This window comes from Paenibacillus sp. NRS-1782 (assembly GCF_050467685.1).
Classification (GTDB): domain Bacteria; phylum Bacillota; class Bacilli; order Paenibacillales; family Paenibacillaceae; genus Paenibacillus; species Paenibacillus terrae_A.
This window is the reverse complement of sequence record NZ_JBITPH010000040.1, coordinates 204,529-218,049: the sequence shown is the minus strand read 5'-3', so window position 1 is coordinate 218,049 and position 13,521 is coordinate 204,529. Positions and strand designations below refer to the sequence as shown.

Annotated in this window: 11 protein-coding genes; 1 reads left to right on the top strand and 10 read right to left on the bottom strand. The window is 46.6% G+C overall.

All coding sequences use genetic code 11. From position 1 onward, the window contains the following. Window positions 1-3: 3 nt before the first annotated feature. The 9 genes from flgB to ACIFQM_RS15695 form a co-directional block, all read right to left on the bottom strand. On the bottom strand, window positions 4-411 hold the full coding sequence (gene flgB / locus ACIFQM_RS15735; protein ID WP_430040265.1) for a flagellar basal body rod protein FlgB: 408 nt from the start codon (window positions 409-411) through the stop codon (window positions 4-6). 407 nt (window positions 412-818) lie between these two features. Next, window positions 819-2,219 carry an ATP-dependent protease ATPase subunit HslU gene (gene hslU, locus ACIFQM_RS15730; protein WP_430040267.1) on the bottom strand — a complete coding sequence of 467 codons (1,401 nt, stop codon included), beginning with the start codon at window positions 2,217-2,219 and terminating at the stop codon, window positions 819-821. A gap of 36 nt (window positions 2,220-2,255) precedes the next feature. Beyond that, a complete protein-coding gene (hslV, locus tag ACIFQM_RS15725) occupies window positions 2,256-2,798 on the bottom strand; it encodes an ATP-dependent protease subunit HslV (protein WP_014281071.1) in 543 nt (180 codons plus the stop codon). A 26-nt stretch (window positions 2,799-2,824) separates the two neighbouring features. Further along, window positions 2,825-4,165: an FADH(2)-oxidizing methylenetetrahydrofolate--tRNA-(uracil(54)-C(5))-methyltransferase TrmFO gene (gene trmFO / locus ACIFQM_RS15720; RefSeq protein WP_430040269.1), complete on the bottom strand. Its 1,341-nt coding sequence runs from the start codon at window positions 4,163-4,165 to the stop codon at window positions 2,825-2,827. Between the two features lie 27 nt (window positions 4,166-4,192). Continuing rightward, window positions 4,193-6,295, bottom strand: coding sequence for a type I DNA topoisomerase (gene topA / locus ACIFQM_RS15715; protein WP_430040271.1), 2,103 nt, complete (start codon window positions 6,293-6,295; stop codon window positions 4,193-4,195). A 216-nt stretch (window positions 6,296-6,511) separates the two neighbouring features. Then, entirely contained in the window at window positions 6,512-7,630 is a 1,119-nt protein-coding gene (dprA, locus tag ACIFQM_RS15710; protein WP_430040273.1) for a DNA-processing protein DprA, read from the bottom strand. Window positions 7,631-7,859: 229 nt separating this feature from the next. After that, a complete protein-coding gene (gene sucD / locus ACIFQM_RS15705) occupies window positions 7,860-8,789 on the bottom strand; it encodes a succinate--CoA ligase subunit alpha (protein ID WP_430048626.1) in 930 nt (309 codons plus the stop codon). Window positions 8,790-8,838: 49 nt separating this feature from the next. Then, a complete protein-coding gene (gene sucC, locus ACIFQM_RS15700) occupies window positions 8,839-9,999 on the bottom strand; it encodes an ADP-forming succinate--CoA ligase subunit beta (RefSeq protein ID WP_430040277.1) in 1,161 nt (386 codons plus the stop codon). Between the two features lie 328 nt (window positions 10,000-10,327). Then, window positions 10,328-10,801 carry a MarR family winged helix-turn-helix transcriptional regulator gene (locus ACIFQM_RS15695; protein WP_430040279.1) on the bottom strand — a complete coding sequence of 158 codons (474 nt, stop codon included), beginning with the start codon at window positions 10,799-10,801 and terminating at the stop codon, window positions 10,328-10,330. Between the two features lie 147 nt (window positions 10,802-10,948). On the opposite strand from ACIFQM_RS15695, the gene ACIFQM_RS15690 reads away from it, so the two are divergent. Continuing rightward, on the top strand, window positions 10,949-11,377 hold the full coding sequence (locus ACIFQM_RS15690; protein ID WP_137062708.1) for an organic hydroperoxide resistance protein: 429 nt from the start codon (window positions 10,949-10,951) through the stop codon (window positions 11,375-11,377). 246 nt (window positions 11,378-11,623) lie between these two features. Here the strand turns inward: ACIFQM_RS15690 and ACIFQM_RS15685 are convergent, their stop codons facing one another. Continuing rightward, complete coding sequence (locus ACIFQM_RS15685) at window positions 11,624-13,387, bottom strand: YifB family Mg chelatase-like AAA ATPase (RefSeq protein WP_430048628.1); 1,764 nt, start codon at window positions 13,385-13,387, stop codon at window positions 11,624-11,626. Window positions 13,388-13,521: the final 134 nt, after the last annotated feature.

Below are 13,521 nucleotides of genomic sequence, written 5' to 3'. Positions count from 1 at the left end.
GTCCTATCTCCCTTCTACCGCTGTTCTCATCATTTTGATGCGTTCACTAATTTCTTGGATGTAGGTATTATATCTCAGTTGATTCTCAGCCATAAGGCTCATTTCTCTGTCGATATCCACGTTATTCATATTGTTGTTCATGACAGAATACCCATCTTTGGTGACGACAGCATCTGGAATGGAGTTCACAGGTCCTATCTGAAAATGTTTCGCATTGGTTACTTTTCCACGTAATGGTGTCACGTCGCCACCCATTTGCTGCTGAAGCAATTCTTCAAATGAAACCTCTGAACGCTTAAAATACGGGGTATCCTCATTGGAAATGTTGTTGGCTATCACACGTTGTCTCGTATTTGCCGCCTGAACACCTGCCTGAAGTTTTTGAAAGCTCATATCACCCAGCAGATTCATTTAGCTCCTCCTTCCAGCGTCTACTCCAAAGTAAGATTCAATAAAACAAGATTTTTCACTTTTTTTCGACAATAAAATTTCATAATTATACATTTCTCTTAGGTCTTAAGTAGAAAATAATTGCTTTGTGTCATATATTCTAAGTTTCGTAGAGTTGGGACCTAATTACAATAAGAAAAAAGCCCTATCTTTTTTAAAAAAGAGGGCTTTCGATGCATAAAATGTTAAATTTTTCAGGTTTTTTTCAATGAAATGAATGTTTTCTTAGCACTTTGCACCTGTAAAAGATTATACGTCCTACTTTTGGAATAGACAGAAAAATCATCTAAGGGGCGCTCATCTAGGTCTATGTGACGGTGCAAGATAGTGTTATTCTAGACAACGCATCCTATTTTAAAAGCTCCCGCTCATAAAATATACTGACTAAGGTCCCTGTTTTGGGCAATATCACCCAGCTTCTCCCGAACATATTCCGGGGTAATGATCATGCGGTCTAAAGTAAGCTCTGGAGCCTCGAAGGACAAATCCTCCAACAACTTCTCCAAAATCGTATGCAAGCGGCGCGCACCGATGTTTTCCGTGTTCCGGTTTACAGACTCGGCAATGCTGGCAATTTCACGGATGGCTTCCGCCGAAAATTCTACTTCAATCTCTTCGGTACGAAGCAAATCCGTGTATTGCTTAGTCAACGCATTTTTAGGCTCTGTTAAAATGGATACAAATTCATCCAATGTGAGACTGCTCAGTTCAACACGGATTGGAAAACGTCCCTGCAGCTCAGGGATCAGATCAGAAGGCTTAGCAACATGAAAAGCTCCAGCGGCGATAAAAAGAATATAATCTGTCCTTACTGGGCCGTATTTAGTCATAATGGTAGAACCCTCGACAATAGGCAAAATATCGCGCTGGACACCTTCTCTAGATACATCAGGACCACTGCCCTTGCCCTGGCTGGCAATCTTGTCGATTTCATCAATAAAAATGATACCGGATTGTTCAGCACGTTTCACGGACTCCTGAATGACATCATCCATGTCGATCAGCTTGGCAGCCTCATCCTGAATGAGCACCTTGCGGGCTTCCTTCACTGGCAACTTGCGCTTTTTAGTCCGCTTTGGCAAAAAGCTTCCAAACATTTCCTGCATATTCATACCCATTTGCTCATTTCCCTGCCCAGCAAACATATCCAGCATATTGGGTGCGGTATCCTCCACATCAATCTCAATAACTTCATCTTCAAGCTTGCCAGACAATAGATCGAATTTAGCCTTACGCCGTTTCTCTGCCAAGGATGTGTCCTGTTGCGGGGGTTCTTCCTCTACCGAATTCCCGGTGTTATTGCCAAACAGCATTTCAAAAGGGTTGCGTTGGGATTTATTTGATTTCTCCGTAGGTACAAGAATACTGACAATCCGTTCATTCGCCATGTCCTCGGCTTTGTCCTTCACATTCTCCGTCCGCTCCGCTTTAACGATACGAATCGAGGTTTCCATCAAGTCACGCACCATGGATTCCACGTCCCGGCCGACATAACCCACTTCTGTGAACTTAGTCGCCTCTACCTTAATAAAAGGAGCTCCCACGAGTCGGGCCAGTCTGCGTGCAATTTCGGTTTTACCCACGCCCGTCGGACCGATCATCAAAATATTTTTGGGCACAATTTCATCCCGGATATCATCCGGCAGCTTGCTGCGCCGATAACGGTTGCGCAAGGCAACGGCAACGGATTTTTTAGCCTGCTTCTGTCCGACAATATATTTATCCAGCTCGGATACAACTTGTCTGGGCGTCAACGATTGATTATTCATTTTGCACTCCTCCACCCTTGAATACTCAGAGCCGATTTACAGTTCTTCCACGATAATCTGATTGTTCGTATATACACATATTTCCGAGGCAACCTCCAGCGCTTCCCTGGCCATATCCTTTGCCTCCATACCGGAGCCATGACGCTTGAATGCGCGCGCCGCCGCCAATGCAAAATTTCCACCTGAGCCGATGGCAAGCACATCATCGTCCGGCTCGATAATTTCACCACCCCCGGAAATGAGTAGCATTCCGGATTGATCCATAACAATCATCAAAGCCTCCAGCTTACGCAGGATACGGTCCTGCCGCCAGTCCTTAGCCAGTTCCACCGCAGCCCGCTGAAGGTTGCCGTGATGTTCCTCCAGCTTGTTTTCAAACTTTTCAAACAATGTGATGGCATCCGCCACCGAGCCGGCAAAACCTGCTACCACCTGACCACGGTATAATCTGCGTACTTTTTTTGCCGTCTGCTTCATGACGACACTGTTACCGAACGTTACCTGACCATCACCAGCAATAGCTCCCTTGCCATTGTGGCGTACAGCACAGATGGTGGTAGCATGAAAGGACATATCCATAACGCGCTCCTCCTTTTCCTTCATCCTTATGCCTGTACTTCGGCTGACATAACTTCCGCTTCGTTGATGTAACCACGCAAGCTTTCCAGCGCACGGTTAGCAAGCGCTTCGTTCTTTTCCTTCTTGTTGCGAATACGCATTTCCAGCTTTGGCAGCAGACCGAAGTTCGCATTCATCGGCTGAAAATGCTTGAAATCAGCGGTTGTGATGTAACGGGCCATACTTCCCAGTGTCGTTTCCGCTGGGAATACAAACATTTCTTGTCCACTCGCCGCACGTGCTGCATTCATTCCCGCCAGCAAACCCGAGGCCGCAGATTCCACGTACCCTTCTACTCCAGTCATTTGTCCGGCAAAGAACAGATTACTTCTGCCTTTGAACTGATAGGTCGGATGAAGCTGCTGTGGGGAATTAATAAAGGTGTTGCGATGCATTACACCATAACGTACAAACTCTGCATTCTCCAGGCCCGGTATCATGGAAAATACGCGCTTTTGCTCTCCCCATTTCAGATGAGTCTGGAACCCAACCAGGTTGTACAGTGTACCCGCCGCATTATCCTGACGAAGCTGTACAACGGCATGTGGCAGCTCTCCCGTATGTGGGTTCACGAGACCCACTGGTTTCATCGGTCCAAACAATGCCGTCTGCTTACCTCGCTGCATCATCACTTCAATAGGCATACAGCCTTCGAAATAAATTTCTTTTTCGAATTCCTTAACTTGTGCCACCTCAGCCGTAATCAGCGCCTCATAAAAAGCGTCAAATTCCGCTTCATTCATCGGACAGTTCAAGTAGGCTGCTTCTCCCTTATCATAGCGGGAAGCCAGATAAACCTTGCTCATGTCGATAGAGTCCTTCTCCACAATCGGGGCCGCCGCATCGTAAAAGTAAAAATACTCTTCTCCCATCAGCGATTTAATCTGTTCCGACAAAGCCGGAGAAGTTAAAGGACCGGTAGCAATGACCACGATCCCATCCTGTGGAATTTCCTGAAGCTCCTCATTGACAACCTCAATAAGCGGATGTTGATGAAGGGTATCTGTAATATGGCCGGAAAATCCATCTCGATCCACCGCCAGCGCACCACCAGCCGGAACAGCATGACGATCTGCGGCATTCAAAATCAAGGAGTTCAATATTCTCATTTCTTCCTTCAGCACACCTACCGCGTTAGTCAAACCATTTGCCCGTAAAGAATTGCTGCACACCAGCTCGGCAAATTTATCTGTATGATGTGCCGGTGTTTTGACAACCGGTCTCATTTCATATAACTTAACAGGCACACCACGGCTTGCAATCTGCCAGGCAGCTTCGCTGCCCGCCAAACCTGCTCCGATGACCGTTACCTTTTGTAGTTCACTCACGTTTAAATCCCCCTGCTATTGTTGTTCTTATGAAGTCTCTACACCCTCGTCGCTATCTTCCAGCATTTCACTGTGATCGCAGACGGTACAGTTGAGCTTCGTTCCCTTTTTGGTACGTTTTTCAACCATTAGGCTAGCACAACTTGGACAAGGCTTAATAGACGGTTTATCCCAGGATACAAAATCGCATTCAGGATAACGATCACATCCATAAAAGATACGTCCTTTTTTACTCCGCCGTTCCACCACATGGCCCTCACCACATGTAGGACAATTAATTCCGATATCCTTGACAATCGGCTTCGTATTACGACAATCCGGGAACGCAGAGCAAGCTAGAAATTTACCAAAGCGGCCGAGCTTATACACCATCGGGCTGCCACATTTGTCACAAATGACATCGGATTCTTCATCCTTTATCTCAATTTCCTTCATTTCTTCCTCTGCCACTTCCAGACGCTTCTCAAACGACTCGTAAAAGTCACTCAAGACCTTGACCCAGTCTCCTTCGCCTTCTTCTACGTGATCAAGATCACCCTCCATATTGGCCGTGAACTCCACGTTCAGAATTTCAGGAAAGAATTCCTCCATCTGCTCGATGACCAGTTCTCCCAGCTCTGTAGGGAAGAACTTCTTCTCTTCAATGGCGACATAGCCACGCTTCTGAATAGTTTCCAGTGTCGGTGCATACGTACTCGGACGCCCGATACCCAGTTCCTCCAGCGTTTTCACCAGCCGTGCTTCTGTATAACGGGGAGGCGGTTGCGTGAAATGCTGCTTCGGCTCAACCGATTCCTTTTTCAGCTTGTCGCCCGGTTTAAGCGGCGGCAGCAGCTTATCTTCTTCGGTTTTGCCGTCGTCATTCCCCTCCACATACACTTTCATGAAGCCTGGAAAACGAACCTTCGAACCGGCTGCACGGAATATAGTCTCACCCGCTTCAATATCAACGGACAAGGTATCCATAATTGCCGAAGCCATCTGACTGGCCATAAAACGCTCCCATACCAGTTTGTACAAACGGAACTGATCACGGCTCATAAACGGCTTAACCGTTTCCGGATCACGCAGCGCGGAGGTTGGACGAATCGCTTCATGTGCATCCTGGGCGTTGGCCGCTTTTTTGGAATATTGACGAGGACTTTCAGGTACAAAAGCTTCACCATATTTCTGAATAATGAATTCCTTCGCTTCCTCTTGGGCCGAGACGGCGATTCGTGTGGAATCCGTACGCATATACGTAATCAGACCCACGGTTCCTTCCTTGCCCAAGTCCACACCCTCATACAGCTGCTGGGCCACGGACATTGTTTTGGATGCACGGAAGTTGAGTTTCCGAGCCGCCTCTTGCTGCAAGGAGCTAGTCGTGAATGGTGGAGAAGGATTGCGCAAACGCTCTTTCTCTTTCACATCACGGACCTTGTAAGACGACTTGCCGATAGCCTCCAGCACTTCTTGTACATCCGCTTCGCTGGAGAGCTCTTTCTTTTGGCCACGAAGCTGATGGAATTTCGCCTCAAAGGTACTTTCCTTAATCGCCAGTTTGGCTGTGATCGTCCAATACTCTTCCGGCACAAACTCATTAATCTCGTTTTCCCGGTCCAGGATAATTTTCACGGCAACCGACTGCACACGCCCTGCGGACAAGCCCTTCTTTACCTTTTTCCAAAGCAATGGACTGATTTTGTAGCCAACAAGCCGATCAAGAATCCGCCGTGCTTGTTGGGCATTGACCAAATCCATATTGATTTTGCGTGGTGTTTTAAAAGCATCCTTGACGGCCTGCTTTGTGATCTCATTAAATACAACGCGGCAGTCTGCTGTATCGTCCAGATCCAGCGCATGCGCCAAATGCCAAGCAATAGCTTCGCCTTCGCGATCCGGGTCAGCCGCCAAATATACTTTTTTTACTTTTTTTCTGGCATCCTTTAATTCTTTCAAAATTGAGCCTTTTCCTCGAATGGTAATGTATTTGGGATTAAAATCATTTTCAACCTCTACGCCGATCTGACTCTTTGGCAAATCCCTGATATGACCCATGGAAGCCTTGACGATATATTTGCTGCCCAAGTATTTGCCGATCGTCTTCGCCTTGGAAGGCGATTCCACGATGACGAGTGAATCCGCCATAGGCTCTTCCTCCTCTCAATTACGTACAATAGGATAGACTTCCTGAAATGTGGTGAGTTATAGCGCAGAGACGCTCCGAGCTATAAAGTCAACACATTTCAGGAAGAAGGTAGGGACCAGGAGTCCGCTATGCGGATAAATATCTAAACTCCCATCCCCGGATGTTTAATACTGAATTTGTGCAATTACTACATTAAGGATTTGCAAAATCAACTATTAAATAAGTTTGTATTTTGTACCCGCAAGCTGGGCGATCCTTTTTTTTATGATTAACGATAACAGAACTGAGTGTAAAAGTCCAAAATCCCAAGCAGTTGCTTCAAGCAGTTCATCCAGTGTCAGGGTTCCCTGCTCCAGTAACAGCACGACACGCTTTTCCTCGGAAGTCTCACTCACTGCTACTTTGGAGACCCCATTCACAACCAGACTCTGCTCTCTATTGTATGAAGAAACATCCCTTGTACGCAAATCGGCTACGTACTCCTCTACAATATCCGAAGCTTCGGTGACCGTTTTCGCCCCTTGCTTAATCAAACTTAACGTACCTCTGCTCTTCGGTGATGTAATCGGTCCCGGAACGGCGAACACATCTCGATTTGCCTCCAACGCAGCATCAGCTGTAATTAGAGAACCGCTTCTTACATCTGCTTCCACGACAACGGTTCCCCGTGTCAGACCGGCAATGATCCGGTTACGCTGGGGAAACATTCCCGGATGCGATCTGGTGCCTGGTGGATATTCCGATACAATCAAGCCTCTGCTCGCCATCTCTGCAAATAAAGATGCATTTTGGGGTGGATAAATTTGATCAATCGCTGTTCCAAGCACCCCAATCGTATGGCCTCCCCGGCGCAGGGCAGCTTCGTGGCAAATACTGTCGATCCCTCTCGCCAAGCCACTGACTACTGTCATGCCTGCATCACACAATCCCTCTGTCAGCATTTCGGCCGCTCTGCGTCCATAAGCCGTAGGAATGCGGGTCCCCACCATAGCTACAGAGCATGTATGCAAAAGTGAAATGTCCCCTTTCGTATACAATACCCAAGGCGCGTCAACCGTTTCCTTCATTAATAAGGGATAATCCTCATCCAGATAAGTAATCACTCCGATATGGCCGGATCGAACGCGCTGATATATTTCATGTACCCAATCTTCATCGTAACGCTGCGCCGCTATACGGGCCTGAGCGGGATTTAAACCTACCTCAATCCATTTCTGCTCGCTAAAATGCAGCAGTTCATGCAGTCGGTAGTCACTCGACCAAATACGCTGAATTGTTTTTCTACCGATACCCTCTAATTCATGCAAACCCAGCAAAAGCCATCTTTCTTCCAAACTGCGGTTCCCCCATTCACGGGAAGAGTGAACCCTCCCTTATTTTGTGGCACAACGTATCATTTTGCAAGCGTTTCCCATATGACCCTGTCCTAACGCAAAAAAAAGCAACCTTTTCATCCCCTGTTTAAGAAGACAAAAAGGTTGCTTACCTTTCTTTCATTATACACTAGCAAGCGGCAAATTTCGATGCCATTTTACAGCTTGTATATTAATGAAGAAACACGATTTAATGTGTAGTACATAAATTCAAAATACCACGTGCTTCCAGCACACTGACCAGCGTCGAGCCCATCTCGGAAGGAGTCGGTGCCACCTTAATACCACAGGCTTCAAGCGTAGCGATTTTCTCCTTGGCAGTTCCTTTTCCACCGGAAATGATGGCGCCCGCATGCCCCATTCGTTTGCCTGGAGGCGCAGTCACACCGCCGATAAAACCGACCACCGGTTTCTTCATATTGTCTCGAATCCACTCGGCAGCTTCCTCCTCGGCTGTACCGCCGATTTCTCCGATCAGAATGACAGCATGCGTGTTAGGATCTTCATTGAAGCGTTGCAAAATATCAATAAATTCCGATCCTTTAACCGGGTCCCCGCCGATACCTACCGCAGAGGATTGTCCGATGCACCGGGTAGTCAGCTGATGCACCGCTTCATAGGTCAGCGTGCCACTACGTGACACAACGCCTACATGGCCCGGCAGATGAATGTAGCCCGGCATGATGCCAATTTTGCACTCTCCCGGTGTAATTACGCCTGGACAGTTAGGACCGATCAGAACGGTCTTTTTACCTTCCATAAAACGTTTTACCCTGATCATATCAAGCACCGGAATGCCCTCGGTTATACAAATCACGAGGTCCAACTCTGCATCCACAGCCTCCAAAATGGAATCCGCAGCAAAAGCAGGCGGCACATAAATAACACTCGCTGTCGCGCCTGTAGCAGTCTTCGCTTCGCTGACTGTGTTAAACACGGGCAACTTGACCTGCTGTCCGTTCTCCAGCGTAATTTCCACCTCGGTGCCGCCCTTGCCTGGAGAGGTGCCTCCTACCATCTGTGTGCCATAATCAAGCGCACCCTTGGCGTGGAATAACGCCGTTTTTCCCGTAATCCCCTGTGTAATCACCTTTGTATGCTTATCAACCAAAATACTCACGATCTTCACATCCCCTATCGTTTATTCGGCATATCGGAATGCAAACAGGCTATTGAACAAGTTCGACGATTTTCTGGGCACCGTCCGCCATGGAATCAGCCGCCACGATATTCAAACCGGATTCCGCCAAAATCTGTTTACCCAACTCGACATTCGTACCTTCGAGACGGACAACAAGCGGACGTGTCAGCCCCAATTGCTTGGCAGCCTCCACCACACCGTTCGCAATAATGTCACACTGCATAATTCCGCCGAAAATGTTCACAAAAATGCCCTTTACCTTCGGATCGGACAAAATGATTTTGAACGCTTCGGTTACCTTTTCTGTCGTCGCACCGCCCCCTACGTCCAGGAAGTTGGCCGGATCGCCACCGTAATATTTGATAATGTCCATCGTCGCCATTGCAAGACCTGCCCCGTTGACCATACACCCAATATTTCCGTCCAATGCGATGTAGCTCAGATCGTATTTGGAAGCTTCGATTTCTTTCTCGTCCTCTTCGTCCAAATCACGCAGCTCCAAAATATCCTTGTGGCGGAACAGCGCATTAGAGTCAAAATTCAGTTTGGCATCCAACGCCAGCACATTCCCGTCACCTGTGACGACCAACGGATTGATCTCTGCAATCGAACAATCCTTGTCCACAAAAGCTTCATAGAGCGCCTGCATGAACTTAACCACCTTGTTCACCAGCTCATTCGGGATGTTAATGTCATACGCCAGTTTGCGCGCCTGATATACCTGAAGCCCAATCGCCGGATCAACAACCGCTTTAAAAATTTTCTCCGGAGTAGCCGCAGCTACCTCTTCGATTTCCGTACCGCCTTCTTCTGAGGCCATGATCACGACACGTCCGGTCGCACGATCCACGACAACACCGACGTAATACTCTTTACGAATATCGCAGCCTTCCTCTACCAAAAGGCGTTTAACCTCTTTGCCTTCAGGCCCGGTCTGATGTGTCACCAGTACCTTACCCAAAATTTCAGAAGCATAGGTACGCACTTCATCCAAGCTTTTGGCCACCTTCACACCGCCCGCTTTACCACGTCCACCGGCATGAATTTGCGCCTTTACCACCGTAACAGCGCTTCCAAGCGATTCTGCTGCAGCAACGGCTTCCTCCACCGTATAGGCAACCTTACCGTTCGGTACAGCCACTCCGTACTGCTTCAATACTTCTTTACCCTGATATTCATGGATATTCATTCTGGAATCCTCCTATCAACATGACTGCAACAAGGGCGGTTCACAAGGAAATCTATACTAAACCTACATCATTGTAACATGTTTTTAAAACGCTTTCCTTATAATTTAACCTTATGAATTACAGTATTTTGATATCATTATCATTCCCAAAATCGAATGCTTGGATATTAATGGATATTTATCTTAATAGAATACAAAAAAAAGAACCTCTTCAAGTGCGGAATTTATTAAATCCGTATGAGAGGTACTTTAGTTCATTGGGGCATTCCTTCATCCAGCTACGGGCTGCTACATAACAAGAAATTCGTAATGTAGCCGGAAATACCGATTATGATTTTTCAACCTGCACATTCGCTTCATGAACTCGATCCAGTAGATCATTGAATTGATGCAGAAGCGAACCGAAATGATCATGGGTCATGCTTGTTTTTTCCTGAATACATCCCGGTACAGATTGCGCTTTTTCCCGCAATGCACTTCCTTCAGGAGTCAAAGAAATCAGCACCTTACGTTCATCCTGAGTCGAACGCTTCCGGTCAATGAGTCCGGCATTCTGCAATCTTTTCAATAACGGGGTCAGTGTGCCTGAGTCCAGATACAACGCCTCGCCTAATTCCTTCACTGTACATTCCTCGCGCTCCCACAACACAATGAGCACCAAATACTGTGAGTATGTCACACCAATATTTTCCAGATAAGGCTGGTATAGCTTCGTAATCTCTCTGGAGCACGCATATATGGCAAAGCATAACTGATTATCAAGTTTTAATGCTGTACCTTCATTCAGTTTGTTATTGTCCATGCTGTCAGATCACCTACTTTCGTCATAATTTTATCACATTATATATCAAAAAGCATGCTAATTGCACAAAACACTTTACAAATAATAATTATTTTGATAAATTAAATTGTGTAAAATATAAATTGAACGAGAGGCAGTGATCGAATTATGATGACCATTCAACAAAAAATGTATGAAACCACAGTGAAAGCAGTTGGTGGACGTAATGGTTATGTCGAGTCTTCTTCCCCTGAACTTCGTTTAAATATTGATACACCCAAAGAAATGGGCGGTGCTGGTGGCGCGGGTACGAATCCTGAGCAATTGTTCGCAGCAGGCTATTCAGCGTGTTTTGACAGTGCTTTGAATATGGTTGCCCGCATGCAGCGTATTAAACATGAAGGTACCGAAGTAACAGCAACGGTCAATTTCGGTAAAGTTGAAGACGGCGGCTTTGGAATCGGAGTAAACCTCGATGTACTGGTGAAAGGCGTTGACCATGAAACAGCGGTAAAGCTGGTAGAAGGCGCACATGAACAGTGTCCTTACTCCCGCGCTACCCGCGGCAACATTGAAGTCAAGCTGAACGTGCTCTAATCCGATTTTTACAAAAAAGCCTCCGAGCTGTTTCTGGTTCGGAGGCTTTGTATACTTTCAGCTACACCTTCTCAACAAAGGATGGATAGCTGGTTTTTCTTCCATCAAGTAACATGGGAGATGATGCATAATCGTATATACGGAATTGATATACTTATTGTATAATCACGTTGTCATAATCTTTTTTCTTCTCCAGAACTTAGCGTCTGGAGCTTTTTTTGTCTATGGAATTACTTCTATGCCGCGTTATTCTTCTGAAATATTGGCATGTGCCCTGTCCATATTCCGATATTGAATGGCTTCAGCTACATGCGACACAGTGATCTTCTCTGATTGACTCAAGTCTGCAATCGTGCGTGACAGCTTGAGAATTCGATCATACGCACGCATGCTTAAACCGAGCGCATCCATCGTCTGATCAAGCAGCTCTGCCGCATTGAGTTCTAATACCGCATATTTCCGGAGCATTTGACCGGATAGTTCGCTATTCCATGAAAAAGGAAGCTTGCTGTACCTATCGATTTGTATCGCTTGAGCAGCTAGTACCTGTCTTCGCATTTCAGCGGATGACAGTGACTCCTTTTCCTCACGCCAATCCTTCGGTTGCGATACCTCAAGCTGAAGATCGATCCGGTCCAGTAATGGACCAGAAATACGCGAACGATAGCGGGCTACCGCAGCAGGTGAACAGGTACAGCGCTGATGTTGCGTATCACTTCCGAAAAAGCCGCAGTGACACGGGTTCATAGAAGCTGCAAGTAAAAAGTGTGCCGGGTACTTAAAAACTGCACGTGAACGGCTAATTGTTACATTGCGATCTTCCAACGGCTGCCTCAGTACCTCTAGCACATGACGACTAAACTCAGGTAACTCATCCAGAAATAAAATCCCCCGATGGGCAAGGCTAATTTCTCCCGGCTTGGGAATGCCACCGCCACCCACCAGTCCAGCAGCGGAAATCGTATGATGAGGTGAACGGAAGGGGCGAATGTTCATCAAATGAGGCGACGACTCCTTCCACTTGCCGGCGGCGCTGTAAATTTTGGTAACCTCCAATGCCTCTTTTTCGGTCAAGGGCGGCAGAATGGATGGCAGCCTGCGGATAAGCATCGTTTTTCCGGCACCTGGCGGCCCGATAAGGAGGATATTGTGCATTCCAGCAGCAGCGATAACCAGCGCTCGTTTGGCGTGTAGCTGGCCCAATACATCGCTGTAATCCTCCATAGCGTCAATTATCTCTTTGACCTCACCCATAGGTATCTGATCTGCCTGAGGCAAATGGTCATAAGTGTGGATAATGATCTGCTGTCTAGCAGTAATACGCTTATCTTGGGCATAGTGTTCGGCTTCATTCGGGATTGGCGTAGGAGCTGGATCCATAGCTTGCTTAATGTCTTGACTAATTATTTGATTAGCTGTTTGATTAGTTGCCTCATCATCCATTGGATCAGGTAAGTAGTTAGAATTCCGATCTTTTGATTGATCTTCAATAGCGTATTGTCCGTGATCTTTTGCTGGAATGAGATCCATCAGATGACGAACCGCGTAAATACGTATACCCGTGATCAGACATGCCTCACCTGCATTTTCCTCAGGAAGCAGCACCGAATGAAATCCTTCTCGCTTGGCCAAATCAACCATAGACAATACCCCATTCACGGGGCGAATACTTCCGTCTAACGCTAGTTCACCGATAAATAACGTTCGTTCCCCCACAGGTAAAACGACTTGTCCGCTAGTTGTCAGCAGTCCCAAAGCGATTGCAAAGTCAAAGGATGAGCCTTCCTTACGTAAATCAGCAGGAGCCAAATTTATGGTTACACGCTGGGACGGATATTTGAAACCGCAGTTTTTGATCGCTGCTCTTACGCGCTCTACAGCCTCTCGAATGGCTGAATCCGGCAATCCGATGATCGCAGTTTGAGGTAACCCATTAGACAAATCAGTCTCAACTTCAATCAGGACACCGTCTATTCCATAAAGACAAGCTCCATGTAGTTTTCCATACATAACAAAAAAACACCTCTCCTCATATTGAAATGTCTCCCCTAGGGAGCATTGCATATATGAAAAAAGGTGCTTCCAAATTTTCATCTGTTGCAAATGTAATGTTACATCTTTAATTTTCAAGCTGTCTAATCAAG